The organism is Oxynema aestuarii AP17 (assembly GCF_012295525.1).
Lineage (GTDB): Bacteria > Cyanobacteriota > Cyanobacteriia > Cyanobacteriales > Laspinemataceae > Oxynema > Oxynema aestuarii.
Map to the genome: position 1 here is coordinate 3,734,695 of NZ_CP051167.1, position 18,893 is coordinate 3,753,587.

General features: G+C 50.6%; 15 protein-coding genes. 10 read left to right on the plus strand and 5 right to left on the minus strand.

Annotated elements, in window-relative coordinates; translation table 11 throughout:
* Positions 1-72: 72 nt before the first annotated feature.
* Positions 73-1,539: a M48 family metallopeptidase gene (locus HCG48_RS15160; protein WP_168569912.1), complete on the minus strand. Its 1,467-nt coding sequence runs from the start codon at positions 1,537-1,539 to the stop codon at positions 73-75.
* A gap of 1,264 nt (positions 1,540-2,803) precedes the next feature.
* Between HCG48_RS15160 and HCG48_RS15165 the strand changes: the two genes are divergently transcribed.
* Together HCG48_RS15165 and HCG48_RS15170 are read left to right on the plus strand one after the other, a co-directional pair.
* Positions 2,804-3,121 carry a DUF1232 domain-containing protein gene (locus HCG48_RS15165; protein WP_168569913.1) on the plus strand — a complete coding sequence of 106 codons (318 nt, stop codon included), beginning with the start codon at positions 2,804-2,806 and terminating at the stop codon, positions 3,119-3,121.
* A 114-nt stretch (positions 3,122-3,235) separates the two neighbouring features.
* The gene (locus HCG48_RS15170; RefSeq protein WP_168569914.1) at positions 3,236-4,186 is read left to right on the plus strand and encodes an alpha/beta fold hydrolase; all 951 of its coding nucleotides are present in this window, start codon (positions 3,236-3,238) and stop codon (positions 4,184-4,186) included.
* A 108-nt stretch (positions 4,187-4,294) separates the two neighbouring features.
* On the opposite strand, the gene HCG48_RS15175 is transcribed toward HCG48_RS15170, so the two are convergent.
* Complete coding sequence (locus tag HCG48_RS15175; RefSeq protein ID WP_168569915.1) at positions 4,295-5,173, minus strand: MBL fold metallo-hydrolase; 879 nt, start codon at positions 5,171-5,173, stop codon at positions 4,295-4,297.
* 151 nt (positions 5,174-5,324) lie between these two features.
* Complete coding sequence (aroC, locus tag HCG48_RS15180) at positions 5,325-6,431, minus strand: chorismate synthase (protein WP_168569916.1); 1,107 nt, start codon at positions 6,429-6,431, stop codon at positions 5,325-5,327.
* Between aroC and HCG48_RS15185 the strand changes: the two genes are divergently transcribed.
* Positions 6,421-6,654, plus strand: coding sequence for a hypothetical protein (locus HCG48_RS15185; protein ID WP_168569917.1), 234 nt, complete (start codon positions 6,421-6,423; stop codon positions 6,652-6,654). The genes aroC and HCG48_RS15185 overlap by 11 nt on opposite strands.
* Positions 6,651-7,757 (plus strand): hypothetical protein, encoded by a 1,107-nt coding sequence (locus HCG48_RS15190; protein ID WP_168569918.1) that lies wholly within the window; start codon positions 6,651-6,653, stop codon positions 7,755-7,757. Before HCG48_RS15185 ends, HCG48_RS15190 begins: the two co-directional genes overlap by 4 nt.
* Before the next feature lie 114 nt (positions 7,758-7,871).
* On the opposite strand, the gene HCG48_RS15195 is transcribed toward HCG48_RS15190, so the two are convergent.
* The gene (locus HCG48_RS15195; protein ID WP_168569919.1) at positions 7,872-10,493 is read right to left on the minus strand and encodes a GAF domain-containing sensor histidine kinase; all 2,622 of its coding nucleotides are present in this window, start codon (positions 10,491-10,493) and stop codon (positions 7,872-7,874) included.
* A gap of 491 nt (positions 10,494-10,984) precedes the next feature.
* Positions 10,985-11,317 carry an Hpt domain-containing protein gene (locus tag HCG48_RS15200; protein WP_168569920.1) on the minus strand — a complete coding sequence of 111 codons (333 nt, stop codon included), beginning with the start codon at positions 11,315-11,317 and terminating at the stop codon, positions 10,985-10,987.
* A 458-nt stretch (positions 11,318-11,775) separates the two neighbouring features.
* Between HCG48_RS15200 and HCG48_RS15205 the strand changes: the two genes are divergently transcribed.
* From HCG48_RS15205 to minD, 6 genes are all read left to right on the plus strand, one after another.
* Positions 11,776-12,468 (plus strand): hypothetical protein, encoded by a 693-nt coding sequence (locus tag HCG48_RS15205; RefSeq protein WP_168569921.1) that lies wholly within the window; start codon positions 11,776-11,778, stop codon positions 12,466-12,468.
* A gap of 46 nt (positions 12,469-12,514) precedes the next feature.
* The gene (locus HCG48_RS15210) at positions 12,515-13,234 is read left to right on the plus strand and encodes a hypothetical protein (RefSeq protein ID WP_168569922.1); all 720 of its coding nucleotides are present in this window, start codon (positions 12,515-12,517) and stop codon (positions 13,232-13,234) included.
* A 147-nt stretch (positions 13,235-13,381) separates the two neighbouring features.
* Positions 13,382-14,704 carry a four-carbon acid sugar kinase family protein gene (locus HCG48_RS15215; RefSeq protein WP_168569923.1) on the plus strand — a complete coding sequence of 441 codons (1,323 nt, stop codon included), beginning with the start codon at positions 13,382-13,384 and terminating at the stop codon, positions 14,702-14,704.
* A 207-nt stretch (positions 14,705-14,911) separates the two neighbouring features.
* Entirely contained in the window at positions 14,912-16,732 is a 1,821-nt protein-coding gene (locus HCG48_RS15220) for a tetratricopeptide repeat protein (protein WP_168569924.1), read from the plus strand.
* A gap of 1 nt (position 16,733) precedes the next feature.
* Complete coding sequence (gene minC, locus HCG48_RS15225) at positions 16,734-17,846, plus strand: septum site-determining protein MinC (protein WP_320415740.1); 1,113 nt, start codon at positions 16,734-16,736, stop codon at positions 17,844-17,846.
* A 213-nt stretch (positions 17,847-18,059) separates the two neighbouring features.
* A complete protein-coding gene (gene minD / locus HCG48_RS15230) occupies positions 18,060-18,869 on the plus strand; it encodes a septum site-determining protein MinD (protein WP_168569925.1) in 810 nt (269 codons plus the stop codon).
* Positions 18,870-18,893 lie beyond the last annotated feature (24 nt).

Consider the following 18,893-nt stretch of genomic DNA (forward strand, 5'->3'; position numbering starts at 1 on the left):
GAATTCATCCCCGATTTGAGCAATGCCCAAAAAAAAGAAAGAGATCGCCCCCAAAAGAGCGATCGCCTTCTTTTACTCTTCTTCATAACCGACGACGTCTCGAACCCGCGCTTGGATCTGCGCGTGTCGTTCTACGCCTTCGTAAGCATACCGATTATAACGATTTTTCTGGATTAACTCTTCGAGATAGGTGACGCGATCGGATGACGCCGGGTGAGAGGACAACCAAGTTGGAGGACGGCCCCGTTCTTCGTCTAACTCACTAAAGGTCACCATTAAATTGCGTAATCCGTCTGCGGCATAGTTAGAATTGGCCAATACCCGAGACCCGAGAATGTCCGCTTGTCGTTCGTTTTGGCGACTGTACGCCCGACCGATTAACGCCGCAATCAAGTCGCCCATCGGTACGACTCGGTTTAAATTGGAGAGTAAGGTCCCTTGGACGACGCGCTGATAGCCGTGGGATAAGACGGCGTGGGCGACTTCGTGACCCAACAGTCCGGCGAGTTCCGCTTCCGAGTTGGTTTGCATCAACGCCCCGGTATTGACAAACACTTTGCCGCCGGGAAGGGCAAAGGCGTTGAGATTATCGTCGTCCACTACATAAAATTCGTACTCGAACTCGTCGCGTCCCATCAGACGGGCCATTTTTTGTCCGACTTCATCGACGTAGTTGACGATTTGCGGATCTTCGACCATCGGCAATTGTTGGCGGAAGGCTTCGGCAAATTGACCGCCGAAGGAGGACTCGCCTTGTAGCAACATCATGGTAACTTGCAAGGCGGGGATGGTTCCGGAAGCGTTCCCGGTTAGCACTAAATCGCCGACGGAGAGGACTCCGGAGAGGATGGTCTGACCGATCAGTTTGCGTTTGATTTTGGAACGATAACGCCCCAGACTTTCATCGGCGATCGCCTTATATTCGTCCGCCTGGGGATGGTCGGGATTGAGGACGGCGAATTGTCGGGCGGCGATCGAAGCTTCCAGCCATTTTTCCTGGGCTTGGAGGACTTCGACTTCCGCTTCGATCAGGGCTTGATTGTCGGGATAAAGGCTGGTGGCGCGTTCCATCACCGCGATCGCCTCGTCGCCGCGATCGTATTTCAGCAAGGCTTTGACCAGCAGGACGTGACCGGGGATAAACTCCGGATAGTCCGCCACCAGTTTTTCTAAGGGAACGAACAGACGAGTTTCTAGATCTTGTTCCCATCCCGCTTGGGCTTCGCGCCAGTAAACTTTCGCCGCCCCTGTCAGTTGGCTTTCATCGACGATCGCCTCGCGGATTTCGCTGGCGCCGCTATGTTCGGGAAACGGTCTTTTGACTTCCCGGTAAAGCTGTTCCGCCGCCGCAATCTGTCCTTGCAAGTAGAGGCGATCGGCTTCGACAAGTTTTTGAAAGGCACTCGATCCCGGCTCGAAGGCAATTTCCTGGGTCTGGGATAAAGTAGATAAGGCTGGGGTAAAAGTGGTTAGCAGGTTCAACCCGGTAAATAAACCCGCCCCCAAGATGCCCCACAAGATATGTTGGATCCGTTTCATAGGGTTTGCTTTCCTCAATCGCTGTTTGGGCTTCGACGTTCTCGGTCTTACGTATTTTAAACAGTCTGTCGAATCCCTATAAGATCTAGAATTCACTCAGTCCTTTTGTGTTTCCGAAGGCGATCGTTTTTTCGGAAAATTGGCGGTTTTTTTGTTCACTTCGAGCAGCTTCGATGTTTTTCATCTGTTTTAGGCGATCGCACTTCTTCCTTCTCCCTAAAGAGCCAAAGTTAGCCCCCTCGATTCTGCGGTTAAATGTGTGATAGAGATTGTTTCAATCGGGAATAAAATTAGCCAAGGATTGTTTCACCAGGCATTATAGAAGTGTTGGCAAAAAACTTCTTTGTCGGAGACAGAGATGGTAGGGTGCGTTAGTCGGGGGTAAATTTATGCCTACAATGAATCATCTATATTCCCGACGTAACGCACCTTTTTCTACTACCCAAAAATAAATTTAACCGACCGAGAAACCGGGTTTCTATGACCATATTGGTGGGGTGACAGAGATGGTAGATGGTAGGGTGCGTTAGTCGGGGGTAAATTTATGCCTACAATGAATCATCTATATTCCCGACGTAACGCACCTTTTTCTACAAACATAAAGGTGCGTTACGTCGGATTGCTAAATCTCGGTCAAAATCCCAATTTTGTTGCCGACTAACGCCCCCTACCCAAAAATCAATTTAACCGACCGAGAAACCGGGTTTCTATGACCATATTGGTGGGGTGACAGAGATTATATAAACAGGTCCCGGTTTCTGCGCGGCCACAAAAATACGATCGCCCTTTTCTTCCTTTCTGTCACTTCTGTATCATTGCCAGGATAGCATTGGCATAATCGTTATTTTCATCGACTAAGCACCAACTAATTGCGATCGAACAATCCAAAACAAACTGCATTAAAATCTTCGCCCTTCCTCAACGATCTGTCGAATAGAAGTTGGTGATAATGCCACTTCTTGCTGCAATTGTCACATTGTAGTGCAGGGGGCGAAAGAAAATGACCAGCGATCGTGGAAAGAGCGGTTCGCCCCCCTGCACTAGTCGGACTTGTAAATTTTGGTCTAAATTGTAATTTCGTTGCCAAAAATACGGAATCAAAATACATCTAATATCTAGAATTAATACAATATTAAGGATAACATGGCTACCCTATTTCTCCCTCTTGCCTTTTTTCTCTTGTCCATCGAGAGGCGATCGCCTCAACTATGATAGAATTGCTAAAATTGCCATTGTTGCCCAAGCTTTTAAAAGATCGTTGCCAATGAAATCCCCTATCGATTTTGTTACCCAACTCTACAGCCAAGCCCTTCGCAATCCAAAATCTCGCTGGATGGTGATTTTAGGGAGTTTGCTCTATCTCGTCAGTCCTCTGGATTTATCCCCGGATTTACTGCCGTTAATCGGACAAATTGACGATATTGCGCTTTTACTTTTGTTCGCTACTAGTATTTCTGAAATTATCCGCGAATGGTGGCAAACTCGTCAGGTGTTTGACGGGAGGGGAGTGGATGCGACGGGGGGCGATCGCGCGGAAACTTCGCAACAAACAATCGATGTCGATGCAGTTTCTCTCGATTAAGTTTCATCTAAATTCCATCGGGAGTAATTTCACGAAAGGGTTGAATTAAATCAGTCTCGATTGTCTCAATTTTACAACAAGTATTTCCTGTCAGAATCCTTTTAAAATTCAAAGATGACTCAAACTCTAAGTTCACAAGCCACCCAATTTTATCAATGGAAAGGGTATCGATGTGCTTATCGGGTCGATCGCCCCAACGCCGATTCCAATCAAGTTCCCCTGGTGTTAGTTCATCCGATTGGCGTGGGATTGTCGAAAGCGTTTTGGGATCGATTTTGCGATCGCTGGCGATCGTTACCGAATGCTAACCCGATTTACAATCCCGACTTACTCGGTTGCGGTGAAAGCAACATGCCCCATATCGCCTATACTCCCGCCGATTGGGCGCAGCAATTGCAGTATTTCCTCAAAAATATTGTCGGGCGATCGGCGATTTTGGTCGTGCAAGGGGCATTATTTCCCGTGGCGATTAAATTAGTCCAAATTGAAACCACTGGAGAGGAAAACCCCGACCGGGTTGCGAATCCTTTTGTGAAAGGATTGGTGTTGTCCGGACCGCCATCGTGGCCCTTGATTACCAAAGGGACGCCGCCCCTGCGTCAAAAATTGCTGTGGAATTTATTTTTTGATAGTTTAGTCGGACGGGGTTTTTATCGCTATGCCCGTCGTCGGGAATTCCTGCGATCGTTCTCAGTTCGGCAACTGTTCGATCGCCCCGAAGATGTGGGAGAAGATTGGTTGGGGATGCTGAAAAATGGCGCCAGCAACGAAGCGAGTCGTTATGCCGTGTTTTCGTTTTTAGCTGGATTTTGGCGAGAAAATTACCAACAACAAATCGAAGCGATCGCCCAACCGACCCTGGTTGTGATGGGCGAAAAAGCATCGAGTATCAGCAAAGAAGGCGAACGAGAAACTCCCGACGATCGCCTCAATGACTATCTCAAATATTTACCGAAAGGAGAAGGGACAAAAATCTCCGGGCGCAATGTCATGCCTTACGAAACTCCTGGGGAATTCGCGACGGCGATCGCGCCTTTTGTGCGTCGGCTTTCCTCATCGATGTAGATGCGATCTCAAATTTCCTTGCGATCGAGCTGTTTTGAGGGATTGAGGGCGAATTCAGAGGATCGACGATCGCGCGATCGCACTCAATTTCCTCGCAGCCCCGGACGACTACACCGCCACGGGCGTACCGCTTTTGAGAACGTCGAGGATCAAGCCTTCGCGGGCGAGAACCGAATTCGGGAAAGCCCCGCGCACTTTAACCGCCATTTCGTCGAGAAAATCATCGTGATGGGTCGGGTCGTGATGGAAAATCACTAACTGTTTGACCCCCGCTTCTCTGGCGACCTTGACCCCTTCTTGCCAAGTGGAATGACCCCAGCCAATTTTCGGCGATTTCGGGTTGTGATACTCTTCGTCGGTGTACATCGCATCGTAGATCAAAACATCGGCACCTTGGGCGAGTTCGAGGACGTTTTCATCGATGCGATCGGGAAAATGTTCCGTATCGGTACAGTAAAATACCGAGTGACCGTTCCAGGTTACCCGATATCCCATTGCCGTATTGGGATGATTGAGCGGTCCGGTTTCGATTTTGATATCGTCGAGTTTAAAATTCTCTCCACAAACAATTTCATAAAAGTTGATATCCGCCTGCATTCCTTCTAGGGGAACCGGAGAATTGGGGTGCAAAATCCGTTCGATGAAATGCTCTTGAATGGATTCGGCGTTGGGGGGAAGGGCTCCGTGAATTTTAAAGGAGTTGCCGCGAATAAAAGCGGGGGTAAAGAAAGGGAAGCCTTGAATGTGATCCCAATGGTAGTGGGTAAAAAACATGTAGGCTTCTACGGGCATTTGGCTCTGTAACTGTTGGCCGAGCATTTGCAATCCCGTACCCGCATCAAAAATCAAGCGTTTGCCATCAATTCGCATTTCGATACAGGAGGTATTGCCGCCATAGCGAACCGTATCTTTACCAGGGGCAGGAACACTGCCGCGAACGCCCCAAAACTGGACGACAAATTGATTGGAGGAAGGGCTAGTTTCCATACTGGCTGTTAAATTCCTTTACATGGCTCAGGTACTATGGTATCGGGCAAAGCCGGACAACCACCACGGATAAAGCCTGTCATGGTCGATCCCGATCCCGATCTACTTTGGCACAGGCGATCGACAATTGTCCCGGACCGACGCCAACGCATTAGCCCTCGATGGGCGATCGCACCGTATGGCATTGAGCCTGATGGCGCAGGAGGTGATCGCACAAAACGAGAGCGACCATCGCTTCCACCATCGGCACCGCTCTGGGTAACACGCAAGGATCGTGGCGTCCTTTCGCCGCGAGTACGGTTTCCTCGCCCGATCGCGTGACCGTGCGCTGTTCTTTGCGAATTGTAGCAGTCGGCTTGAAGGCGGCTCTCAGGATAATATGTTCTCCGTTCGAGATCCCCCCTTGGATGCCCCCGGAACGATTGGTTACCGTGCGGATTTGCCCCGCTTCGTCGATATAAAATTCATCATTATGCTCGCTGCCCGTCAGTAAGGTTCCGGCAAAGCCCGAACCAATTTCAAATCCTTTACTCGCCGGTAAAGACATCACCGCTTTGGCTAAATCGGCTTCGAGTTTGTCGAATACGGGCATTCCCAAGCCTTTGGGAACGTTGCGGGCGACACATTCGACGACCCCGCCGACGGAATCGCCCTGACGCAGGTAACGATCGATTTCTTCGATCGCCCGGTTGGCAAATTCCCCGTCGGGAGAGCGCACGATATTGCTTTCCACTTGCTCTAAGGTCACCGTATTCGGATCGACCACCGCTTCTAAATCCTTAATTCTTTTAACGTACCCGACGATCTCGACCCCGGCGATTTGCTTGAGAATTTTTTTAGCAATGGCCCCGGCGGCGACTCGTCCGATGGTTTCGCGGGCCGAAGACCGTCCGCCCCCCTGCCAGTTACGAATCCCGTATTTGGCATCGTAAGTGGCATCGGCGTGGGACGGGCGATATTTTTCCGCCATTTCGCTGTAATCTTGCGGTCGCGCGTCCTTATTACGAACCAAAATACAGATCGAGGTTCCCAGGGTTTGGCCTTGAAAAACGCCGGAGAGAATTTCGCAAGTGTCGGTTTCCCGGCGTGGGGTGGTGATTTTGCTCTGTCCCGGACGACGGCGATCGAGTTCGACTTGAATTTCTTCTGCCGAAATCTCGATCTGCGGCGGGCATCCATCGATGACGACGCCTACTCCTCCGCCATGAGATTCTCCAAACGTTGTAATCCGAAAAAGATGCCCGAAAGTGTTGCCCATGATCTCCTATCACGAGAGCCGTTGGAACTTGTATTTTAACCGAAATCGCCGACGGGGAGAGACCCGCCCGATCGCGATTCCTCGAACCCGGGGCGATCGCGATCGCCTCCATCCCCCCGAGTGCGCCCCCTCAAGGCGATCGTTCTTCTATTTCTGGCGATCGATAACATTAATTAAGTTTTATCGTTTTGCCATTCGTTTCGATCTGGAGAACCGATCGTGAGTCGATATGTCTTTGCACTCGCTACCGCCGACGATGACGCCCAATTGCGCGATCGCATGGCCCGGGATTGGATGGAAGGCGAAATTTCAGTCAGTTTTCGTCGCGAACCGAATTATTTTCTCGGCTGTCAGGTTCAAGGACGCTCGTTTCAGGTGATTAAATGTACCGATACTCACACCGGGCAAATTGTCGGTTTGGGCAGTCGCCTGACCGATCGGGTATGGATAAATGGAACGGTACAACGTTGCGGTTATCTCGCCGATTTACGGATTCATCCCGCCTATCGCCGGGGGACGATCGTCGCCAGAGGTTATCGCTTTTTGCGACAACTTCACGACGCCGATCCCGTTGCTTTATATTATTCTCTGATTCTCGATGGCAATCGCAACGCCTTAGAAAATTTAGTCGGCGGACGGGCGGGGTTGCCCGAATATCGAGACGTGGGTTTCATTCAAACTCCGGCGATTTATCTCGATTTACCTAAACCCGAAATTCGTATTTCTGGAGTACGATTCGAGCGCGGCAGTTGGCAAAAGTTAGCAAAAATTTTAGAATTTGTCCGCTTGGAACAGGGGAAAAAACAATTTGCACCGTGTTATTTTGTCGAAGATTTTCAAACGAATCGCTTACGAGGATTAAACCCGGAAGACTTTTATTTAGCCGTGCGGGAGAACGAGATTGTCGGGGCGATCGCCGCCTGGGATCGGCGCAGTTTCAGTCAAACCCATGTCGAAAAATACAGCCCGGCTTTAGGGAAAATGCGACCGTTTTACAACGCGATCGCCCGTCTGACGCCGCTCAAACCCCTCCCGGAACCGGGGGCGACGGTACCTTGTTTTTACGTCGGTTTTGTGGCGATTCGCGACAACGATCCCCAAATTTTTCGCGCCTTATTGCGCCACCTATACCGCGATCGCCGTCGGGGAGAATGGCATTATTTTATTGTCGGCTTGCACGAGGGCGATCCCTTGGCTGAAGTCTTGGGCGACTACCGCCGCATCGACGCGGGCGGACACTTGTTCGTCCTCCACTATCGGGAAGACCGCGCCGCTTTCGATCGCTTGGACGGTCGGGTTCCTTATCTGGAAATGGCGACGATTTAACGACAAAAGACGACAGCCAACCCCGGCGATCGACGAGCCGGAGTTGGCTATCTTTCGAGCAGAGTGCAACCTAATTTTTCAATCAATTTTTGATAAAAATCGTTCCGAAAGAGACTAATTGACGGCGGCTAAACTCCGTTCTTTTTTTTTGGTCGCTTCGGGCAGTTGACGCACGGGAATTTCGATTCTAAATTGAGCCCCTTGTCCGGGAGCGGAAATACATTGGAGGCTGCCTTTATGTTTTTCGACGATAATTTGATAGCTGATCGACAGTCCCAATCCGGTCCCTTTGCCGACGGGTTTGGTGGTGAAGAAGGGGTCGAACAAACGGGCGCGAACCTCGTGATTCATGCCTTCGCCGTTGTCGGAAATGGCGATCGCCACCTTGTCGGGAATCGCGCGATCGCTCTCGGGGGTCCACGGTTGGCCGTCGGCTTTGAGGGGGAAGGTTTGAATTAAAATCCGGTTGGGATGTTGGGCCATTTCTTCCCGAGAGCGTTTTTTGTTATAACCTTCCAGGGCGTCGATCGCGTTGCCGAGAATATTCATAAACACTTGATTTAACTGCCCGGTATAACATTCGACCCGAGGTAAATCCCCGTATTCTTTAACAATTTCGATCGCGGGATGACCGGGTTTGGCTTTGAGGCGGTTTTGTAAAATTAACAGGGTACTGTCGATGCCTTCGTGAATGTCTACCCGTTTCATTTCCGCTTGGTCGGTACGCGAGAAATTGCGTAGGGAAAGGACGATTTCGCGAATGCGATCGGCGCCGATTTTCATCGAGTTGACGATCTTGGGCATATCTTCGCTCAAGAATTCGAGGTCGATTTGTTCGGCATAATCGGCGATCGCCGCCACCGGATCGGGATAGTGTTGTCGGTACAGTTCGATCAGATGCAGTAAATCTTCGGTGTAGCCATCGACATGAGAGAGATTGCCGTAGATAAAGTTAACCGGATTGTTAATCTCGTGGGCGACTCCGGCGACCAGTTGACCGAGACTGGACATTTTCTCGCTTTGGATCAACTGACTTTGAGTTTCGCGCAGTTGATTTAAGGCGGCTTCGAGTTCTCCGGCTTTCATTTGGGCGCTGACCGCCGCGAGGCGCGCTTGTTCGTACAGTTGAGCTTGTTTGATGGCGATCGCGAGGCGATCGGCCAACTGTTCGAGCAGGTACATTTCCGAAGACAGCCAACTGCGCGGTTGCTGGCATTCTTGAACCACCAACACCCCCCACAACTCGGCACCGATCGCGATCGGGACGCTCATGCTGGCGTGGACTTGCAGGTGCTGCCAGTAGGCGAGTTGGTCCGCATCGAATCCGGCGTGGCGCACGTTGTCGATCGCCCGCACGCTGCTATTGGGATGCTGTTGTAGGTATTGTTCGCAATAGCGGCAGAAATCATCGTCGGGTCGGACAATTTCGCTCAGGGAGGGGGTGACGCTGTTTTCTTCGACGACGATTTTGCCCGATCGCCCGGGTTGGAATTGGTAAATCGCCACGCGATCGCTGTCGAAGCAGGAGCGCACTTCGCGCACCACCGTCGTCAAGATCGTTTGCAGGTCGAGGGTTCGCCGGATCTGCTCGCCGATGAAGCGCAACAGGGATTCCCGTTCCATCGAAGCGCGGGTTTGGGCGTACAGACAGGCTTGTTGGATGGAAATGGCTAGTTGGTCGGCGACGGCTTGGGCGAGTTCGCGGTCGTGTTTCGACCAGTAGCGCACCCGAGAACATTGGTTTAAATATAAGATTGCGTGCAGGATGCCGTTCGCTTGCACGGGAACGACGAGGGAGGATTTGATCTCGGCTTTCTGATATTCCGGATTGTGAGTGCCGATGCGCGAGTCGGCGCTGACGTCGTTGACGATCGCGGGTTGGCGGTGCTGGATCACCCATTCCGAAATCGGTCCGTGGGTGTCGAAGTCGTCGATCGAACTGGCAAACGGTTCGCGGCAAGTTTCAAACAGGTGGGCGCGCCGAAAGGCGACATCCGGGTCGAGATCCGGGGCGAATAGCTCGCGATTGAGCCGTTTGAACGAGTCCAAACCGCGATCGCGATCGCCGTGGTTGGGTTGTTCGACCAGGTGAACCAAGCAGCGATCGATTTCGAGGGCTTCTAAAACTTGTTCGATCGCCTGGGTTAAAATCGTTTCGAGGTCGAAGCTTTGGCGCGTTTGGCTGGTAATTTGGTTGACCAGTCGTTCTCGTTGGGCTTGTTTTTTGACGCGATCGTAGAGTTGGGCTTGATGGATGGCGATCGCCAGTTGTTGGGCGATCAGTTGGACGAATTCGAGTTCGATCGCCGACCACTCCCTGGGTCGCGCCTCGAACCCGCCGATATAGCCGCATCTGCCTTCGGGAGATTCGACGGGAACGAACAGGTAGGCGATCGCCCCGAACGGCGTCGCCGCTTCCCCCTCCGTCTCCCCAGAACTCGCGATCGCCTCGCCGCGCTCGATCCCGGCGGCGACGGCTCCGAGGCGCTCGACCGGATAGCTACCGAGCGGGCCACTGGGGCGATCGTCGCTCCACCGTTCGCAGACGACCTGCACCGTCCGGGACTCCGGGGTATACCAAAAGAAATTACAGCCGTCGAGATCGAGTAACACCGACAGTTCGTTCACTGCCGTCTGCACGATCGCGCTAAAGTCTCGGGAGTTCCAAATTTTGCCGATCGTGGTTCGCAGCACGGTGCTGCGCTCTTTGGGGTCTTGAATCTCTGTCAGTTGCAACGGAGGCTCGGAAGATAGAGGTGGACGACTGGGAGAAAAAAGAAAAAATGAATTTAAGATCACGACACCACACCCAGAATCTTCGTTGTTGTCGCCAGTCAGAGCGAACTCAATGCACTCTCCCCCTTCTCACAGGATTTGATTTCTGTCTTGAGTTGCTCTTTGTTTATAGATTGAAGAGATTGATAAGGCGCTATCGAAAAATAATTGAACTTCAGTTTTAAAAGCAAATTTATGGTCAATCTTTTTATAACTTAGGGGAGTTTTAGATCGACAATTGTAGTCTATGTTACATCTTAAACTAACGACTCAATTTGTAATATTTAGTTGAAATTCAAGCCTGACAAGGGTTTTCGACCCTTTAAACGCATCGCCCATCCCGAGAACTGCATCGGAGGGGACGGTCAAAAATTTATACTTCAAGAGAAAAAGTCGATCGAAAAAGTATCTTTTAAGTCGGGAGTCTCCCCCCTCCCGACCGGATCGCTCCGTCACGCCGACAAGCGCTCTCGGATAAACAGACTGACACCGTCGAGTTGTTCTTCTAAGCCTTCAATACAAGCTAACGTATCGGTCAAATTGCCCTGTTTGGCCTGACTTTCCAATTCTAGGGCAATTTTCTGAATCGAGGAAGCGCCGACATTGCTGCTGGATCCCTTGATTTGGTGGGCGCCATCGGCGATCGCCCCCGCATCTTGACTTTGCCAACTTTGGCGCACTCGGACTAAGGTTTCCCGGGAATCTTCTAGAAAAGCTTCCAGGATTTCTCGTTGAAATTCCAGATCTCCTCCGGAAATTTCCTCTAAACGCTCGAAATCGAACATATTTTTTCAGTTCATGTGTACGGCAAAATTATCTCTCTTGAGGCACCATTACCCTTTAGGGGACGAGCTACCTATTGGACAAACCACCGGATTCGGGGTCGTTAAAGGGGCGATCGCCCATTGCCACCCCGGAGATCGCCCCTTTCTTCGATCGGTCATTTTATTGTAATCATACCCGCTTTCCCAGAGAAGCGCCCCCCTTGTTTTTCTCTCGGACCCTCCCTTTATTTGATACCAAGTAAGAGATAGAATGGCATTCGATCGGACGATCGCTAGTGGGCGATCGTCCTCAAAATTGTGACGGGAGAAAATTCCGGGGAGTTCCGTTGGCAGGCGCAGGGGATCGCGCGGGCTATGCCAAAATAGGAAAAGACTGCAACCCCCCGCGATCGAGGCGGTTCACCTCATCATCGATTTCGCGTCCGTTTGTCAATTGAGAACTCCGAGGAGAGGGACTGGTGAAACCCGATCTAGAAGGCTTACCCATTAGCAAACGACAGATCCACCAACTCAGTGGTGTCGATGCTGAAGTTCTCCTGCGACCCTCCATCGAAACCTTGATGACCCTCGATCTCGGGCCGGACGTTCCCTGGGTTTTTCGACATTTTTCGACGATCGTCGCCGCTTTTGTCGCGTTAACGCACGGTTGGGTCAGCAGTCAACTCGGATGGGGCGTAACGTACCAGATCTTCGCCTTCGTTATCGAACTCGCCGTAGGGATCGCGATCGCCAAATCGATCCAGTTTCTCTGGTTAAAATATCGACTGGGAAACTCCCTCATCGGGTTGCTCAAAGACATCGACCGTTATAATGCCGTTATCAAAACCATCGATATCAACGACCGACTCGAAGAAGCGGGAAATCCCCAAGTTAAATTAGAAAACCGCGATCGCGTCATCGAAGCACTCTATTTAACCCGAGACGATTTAATTCGCGCCTTAAAAACCGAACGGATTATGAGAAAAAATCGATATTTTATCAACCGCAATCCCGAACTATTTACCAATAACTTAACCGCTTTAACCGCACTCCAGGTCAGCGATCGCGCCACCGAACACGGGCGCCTACTCGCCGAAGCGTTAAATATTGCCCTCAACACCAGACAAGAACTGGCCAAATTATGCGATCCTCGCGATCGAAATTTAGGCTGAAGGGCGATCGTCCAATCGACCAGGCGATGAGCGGGAGTAACCAACCGTGAGACGAGATTTAGAAGGATTGGAAATTAGTAAAGGAGAACTCCGCCGCTTGTGTGGAGTTGCGACAGACGACCTCATTCGCTCGTCTATTCTTCAAGATCGTGAAAAAAAATCGAGTTTTTTCTATAAAGAACTGTTAGTCAACGGCAGCTTGACGGTCATTGTTTTTTTTGCCAGCTTGACCCTCGCCGATATTATCACCTGGCATCTTAAAGGCATGACCATCGATTTAGCCTTTCCCAACACGTCCCCTTGGGCAATTTTTATAACCCTCGGTTTGGGAGCGGCGGTTCTTTCCTTTTTTGTTCGCCTATTGTGGTTGCAAAACAACACTTATCACAGTAAATCCCTGCTCGGAATTCTCGACGATATCGATAATTATAACGATTTAATTCGGGCGATCGACCTCAACGACCAACTCGAAGATGTCGGCAATCCCGAAGTCACACTCACCAACCGTTCCGAAGTCATTGCCGCCTTAAAAATCACCCGCCGTCATTTAATTTCTGCTTTAAAAACCGAACGCATTTTAAGAGAAAACAAGACCTTTATCGAACGCAATCCCGAACTATTCGCCAGCAACTTGACGGCCCTCGAAGCCTTACAAGTCACCGACAAAGCCAGCGAACGGGGACGCTTACTCGACGAAGCCTTACAAATTGCCCTCAGTACCCAAGGAGAAATTCAAAAACTGCACCAACACCGACCGAGATATTAACTGTTGACTCCTCCTATCGGCGATCGCGCCTACCTTACCCCTACTATAGGGGATTTTTTTTGATTTCGCGCACCTCATCGAGTCCTCCCCAAGTTTTAACGCCAGCAGAAATGAGAAAATAACAACCGTTAGCAACATGGATTTCACATGAGTCAACCGAAAATTATCGTTCTCGACGACGACCCGACGGGTTCCCAAACCGTTCATAGCTGCTTGTTACTGATGCGCTGGGATGTAGAAACCCTATCGATGGGTTTGCGCGACGAGTCGCCGATTTTCTTTATCCTCACCAACACGCGATCGCTCACCCCAGAAAAAGCCGCCGAAATTACCCGCGAAGTCTGTCAAAACTTGAAAACGGCGATCGCCAACGAAGGAATCCAAGATTTCCTCGTCGTCAGTCGCTCCGACTCCACCCTGCGCGGTCATTATCCCATCGAAACCGACGTCATCGCCGAAGAACTCGGCCCCTTTGACGCTCATTTTCTCACTCCAGCCTTTTTTGAAGGCGGGCGAGTCACAAAAGATAGCACTCATTACCTGCTCGTCGATGGCGTCGAAACCCCCGTCCACGAAACCGAATTCGCCAAAGACTCCGTATTCGGCTACCGACACAGCTATCTCCCCGATTACGTTGCCGAAAAAACCAAAGGACGGATCCCCGCCCAAAACGTCGAACGCTTCCTGCTCGCCGACCTCCGCGCCGGAAGCCGAGACCGACTGATGCAACTGAGCGAAAACCGTTGCTGCGCCGTCGATGCAGAGACTCAAGCCGACCTCGATCGTTTCGCCGCCGACCTCCTCGCCGCCGCCAGTCAAGGCAAACGCTTCCTGTTCCGCAGCGCCGCCAGCTTGCTCACTTCCCTCGCCAATCTCGGCCCCCAACCCGTCGCCGCCGAAGATATGGCACAATTTGCCCGGTCGGAGAAACCCGGCGTCGTACTCGTCGGTTCTCACGTGAAAAAGACAACCCAGCAACTCGAACAATTGTTAGAAGATCCTTCCGTCGTCGGCATCGAAGTGGACGTATCTCACCTACTCGAAGAGTCCGACAAAGAACGGGACGAATTGCTACACGAAATCTTGGAAAAAGTCCGCCAAGTTCGCCAGTCCGGTAAAACTCCAGTGATTTATACCAGTCGCGAAGAATTAGTCTTTGATAGTGTAGATATTCGCCTGCAATTTGGCGCTGCAGTGTCCGCATTATTAATGGACATCGTGCGTGGTTTACCTGAAGATATCGGCTTTTTAATTAGTAAAGGCGGGATTACGTCCAACGATGTTTTAAGCACGGGTTTGGCGCTACAAACTGCACGATTACTCGGCCAAGTTTTACCCGGTTGCTCGATCGTGCGGACGCCGAAAGACTGTCCGAAATTTCCCGATTTGCCCGTGGTTCTCTTTCCCGGAAATGTCGGTGACAATCAAGGCTTAAGGACGGTTTATCGACGCTTGAGCAACCAAGGTTGAAGCATTTTTAGTCAAAGGTGGGGATAACCCACCTTTCTGTTAATTCTTGTTTGATTGATGGTTATCGATGGTTATGGTTTTTCTCGTCATCAGATCCATAATTAATCTGTCACAGCCCACGCGCTCTCTCGTTCAATTCCGATGGATTCATTCATTTTATAATCGGTTAAATTCGACTAAAATTGTAGTTTTTGTGCCAATTTAAGAATGAACGAACGCCGAACACTCGATCGCCACCAACAACGAATTCTAAATTCTCCCCAGCAAGCTGAATATTATCTGAATATTGCCGAAATTTACCAAAAACAGAATAAATTTGAAGCAGCCTTGCGCGCTTACGAAAAAGCGCTGGAAGTCTCTGCGAATTCTGCGGAGATTTCTCGGAAAGTTGCCGAATTCTATCAATTTTTAGGGAAGCGATCGCTGCAACAGCAAAAATGGCACGAAGCGATCGCCTATTTTGCAAATGCTTTTTACTTGAATCCCGCTTTAGAATCGCCAGACTTTTATTTTAATTTAGGAAACTTGTTGGTAGACTTAAAGCAAACAGAAACAGCCATAACTTGTTATCAAAAAGCTTTAAAAAGTAATCCAAACTCGGCAGAAACTTATCTTAATCTCGGAATCGTTTATCGGCAGATCGGACGAGATCGAGAGGCGGAATTAAATTATCGACAAGCGATCGCGATCGCCCCCCGACTCAGTCAAGCTTACTTCAGTTTAGGAAATCTCCTCAGAGACCGACAGCAACGCGAAGCGGCGATCGCTTGTTATCTAGAAACCTTGCAAATTGACCCCGATTTTGAAGCGGCTTATCTGAATTTAAGTTATGTTTATAAAGATCTAGGAAAACTGGGCGAATCTTTCGATTTTGCCTTGCATTTACTGCCCGAAAATATTTTAGAACCAAAACTCGATCCCGATCGCCCATTGTCCGTCATTCCCGATCGCGCCAATCCCGGCGATCGCCCGCAATTTCCCTGTCAAATGGTTCATCCTGCGGGAGTTATAAAATTCAAAAAACCGCGCAATGGCGATCGCCAATCGCACCCTTACTTTAAATGGAAAGAATATCTCTATTCTGCCAGTTTTATCGCCCAGTTCGATCGCGCCATTGTCTGGGGTTCCAAACACTTGAGTGCTATTTTAACCCGCGATCGCACCCTCGTCCTTCCCCTATCCCAAGGGAGTTCTGAATTAATTGCCTTATCGGAAAAGCTGCCCGAACCAGTAGAATTAAACGGGACGATCGCCTTTTTATCCGTTCGCGGCGGTCAAACTTATTTTCACTGGATGTCCGACCTCCTCGGACGGTTTGAATTATTGCGCGCGGCGGGGATAGACTGGCAAAGCATAGATCGCTTTATCGTCAACAGCACTCATTTACCCTATCAACAAGAAAGCTTATCTTTATTGGGAATCGACAGCGATCGCCTCGTCGAAAGTCGTCTCTATCCTCACGTCCAAACCGAACGATCGATCGTACCTTCATTACCGGGCGATCCGGGATTGATGACCCCTCGAACTTGCGAATTTTTGCGCGAGTTGTTTCTTCGCCATGCTCGGGTGAGTGGGACCGTTAAAAATATCGGCGATCGCCTTTATATCAGTCGCGAACAAGCGAGTTATCGGCGCGTGGTCAACGAAGGGGAAACGATCGCCTATTTAAGTCAATTCGGATTTGTGAAAGTCTCTTTAGAATCGCTCTCTTTTCGGGAACAAGTGGGCTTATTTTCCCAAGCGCGGGCGATCGTCGCCCCTCACGGTGCGGGATTGACCAATCTTGTTTTTTGCGAACCGGAAACCCGGGTCATTGAAATTTTTTCGCCGCAAGCGATTTCGATTAACTATTGGGCGATCGCCAATCTGCGCCATCTGCAATATTATTATTTAATTGGAAAAGATTTAAGCGAATTTTACCGCGATCGCCCTCAACAGAGACGACGTTATCCCCATCCGCTTTATGAAGATATTTGTGTGGATTTAGAAGCTTTAAGAGAGGCGATCGAAAGGGCGGATTGGGTCTGAGTTGACGGCGGTTCGCGACGAGGCGATCGCAATTTACGGGCGATCGCTGCCCTCGGACTCGAAAAATGACGTAGAATCCCTGTTAAGGATTGCCACCAGTATTTACACTTGCATGAGTTCCAATTCTTCCGTGTCTTCCTCAGAAACGAATCAATCTCAAAAGGGCGAGTCTCCTGACGCGATCGCCGAAACTGTAGCCGCTTCAGCCTCACAGACCCCAGAAACCACAGAAACGCCAGAAACCGCAGAAACTGCAGAAACCGCAGAAACGCCAGAAACCTCAGAAACTTCAAAAACCCCGGCGACCTCCGAGGATAGCCCCTCAGAACCGTCGGAGAATGAGGATTCGTCCACCGAGTCCACCCCTCCCGTCGATCCGAACGCGCAAGTCCGGTTTAAAACCGAAGAAGACGGGCGATTGCTGTTAATTTTGCCGCCAGAAAGCGACAAGAAAGAGGAAAACGCCCCGGTAGCGGTCACCTGGAACGAGATTTGCCAGCAACTCCAGCATCGGCTGAATGCGGGCGATCGCTTTTGGCAAGCCAACACCTCGGTCAACCTGCTCGCGTTCGATCGCCTCCTCGACGCGCGACAATTACAGACGATCTCCGAAGCCTTAGCCGACGCCAAACTGCAACTGGCGCGGATTTACACCACCCGGCGTCAAACCGCCGTCGCCGCCGCCACCGCAGGCTACTCCGTGGAACAGAAGGCCATGCCTAGCGCCTTCCAAGCCGGAACGAGTGCCGAAGGAAAAGCCCTCGCCGATCCCCTGTATTTAGAAACCACCGTGCGATCGGGTTTGGAAATCCGCCATCCCGGGCATATCATCGTCAATGGCGATGTCAATCCCGGGGGAACCTTAATCGCCGATGGCGATATCCTCGTTTGGGGACGCTTGCGCGGGATCGCTCATGCGGGGGCCAACGGCAACCATCGCGCCTCGATCATGGCCTTAGAAATGGAACCCACCCAAATCCGGATCGCCGATTTCGTGGCGCGGGCCCCGGAAACGCCCTCGCAGTTTTATCCTGAAGTGGCTTATGTTTCGCCGCAAGGCATTCGCATCGCGCGGGCTGTGGATTTTTCTAAAGCGCAATTCCTTTCTCAATGAAATGGAATCTGCTTGAAGTGGCCGAACAGATCGACAACTTCGATCGCCTCGCCTGTGCTAAATTGAATCGGCAAACCGTCAAATCGAGTTAGGATTAAGCTCGTCCGATCGCTCGATCCTCAGATCGGGGAACTTTCCCGCGCGGTCGGTCGGATTCGGCAGTCGGATCGTGAAACTATTCACCAGCAGTTTGATTGAGAGTCATCCTATTCCATGAGTCGCATTATTGTCATCACATCTGGTAAGGGAGGAGTGGGTAAAACCACTTGCACGGCCAACCTGGGAATGGCTCTGGCTAAAATGGGCCGCAACGTTGCCGTCATCGACGCCGATTTCGGTTTGAGAAATCTAGATTTGCTGTTGGGTTTGGAAAACCGGATCGTCTACACCGCCGTCGAATTCCTCGCAGGTCAATGTCGTTTGGAACAAGCCCTGGTTAAAGATAAAAGACAGCCCCGTCTGTCGTTATTGCCTGCGGCACAAAATCGCATGAAAGATGCGGTCACTCCAGAACAGATGAAGCAGGTTGTCGGTCAACTCACCGATAAGTTTGACTACATTTTGATCGACTCTCCTGCGGGGATCGAACAAGGATTTCAAAATGCGATCTCCGGCGCGAAAGAAGCCGTAATCGTGACGACGCCGGAAATTGCCGCCGTTCGCGACGCCGACCGGGTGGTTGGCTTACTCGAAGCCAATGGGGTTCGCCGCATTAATTTAATCGTCAATCGCATTAAACCTGCGATGATCGAAGCGAATGATATGATGTCTGTCGATGACGTTCGCGAAATTTTGGCGATCGGCTTGATCGGCGTGATTCCCGATGACGAGAAAGTGATCGTTTCTACGAATCGCGGGGAACCCTTAGTTTTAGCTGAAGAAAATTCCTGTTTTGCGCGATCGGCATTTGAAAATATCGCCCGCCGTATCGAAGGCGAGCAGGTCGATTTTCTTGAGATTGACGCCCCCAAGGATGGCTTTTTCTCGTGGTTGCGTAAAGTATTATCGGCTAAGATTATTTAAGGCTCTACCATTCCCCAACAGCTT

What these genes read in the sequence shown, in the direction of transcription:
- HCG48_RS15160 (WP_168569912.1), bottom strand. Translation starts at nt 1,539, where the DNA reads ATGAAACGGATCCAACATATCTTGTGGGGCATCTTGGGGGCGGGTTTA.
- HCG48_RS15165 (WP_168569913.1), top strand. Translation starts at nt 2,804, where the DNA reads ATGAAATCCCCTATCGATTTTGTTACCCAACTCTACAGCCAAGCCCTT.
- HCG48_RS15170 (WP_168569914.1), top strand. Translation starts at nt 3,236, where the DNA reads ATGACTCAAACTCTAAGTTCACAAGCCACCCAATTTTATCAATGGAAA.
- HCG48_RS15175 (WP_168569915.1), bottom strand. Translation starts at nt 5,173, where the DNA reads ATGGAAACTAGCCCTTCCTCCAATCAATTTGTCGTCCAGTTTTGGGGC.
- aroC (WP_168569916.1), bottom strand. Translation starts at nt 6,431, where the DNA reads ATGGGCAACACTTTCGGGCATCTTTTTCGGATTACAACGTTTGGAGAA.
- HCG48_RS15200 (WP_168569920.1), bottom strand. Translation starts at nt 11,317, where the DNA reads ATGTTCGATTTCGAGCGTTTAGAGGAAATTTCCGGAGGAGATCTGGAA.
- HCG48_RS15215 (WP_168569923.1), top strand. Translation starts at nt 13,382, where the DNA reads ATGAGTCAACCGAAAATTATCGTTCTCGACGACGACCCGACGGGTTCC.
- HCG48_RS15220 (WP_168569924.1), top strand. Translation starts at nt 14,912, where the DNA reads ATGAACGAACGCCGAACACTCGATCGCCACCAACAACGAATTCTAAAT.
- minD (WP_168569925.1), top strand. Translation starts at nt 18,060, where the DNA reads ATGAGTCGCATTATTGTCATCACATCTGGTAAGGGAGGAGTGGGTAAA.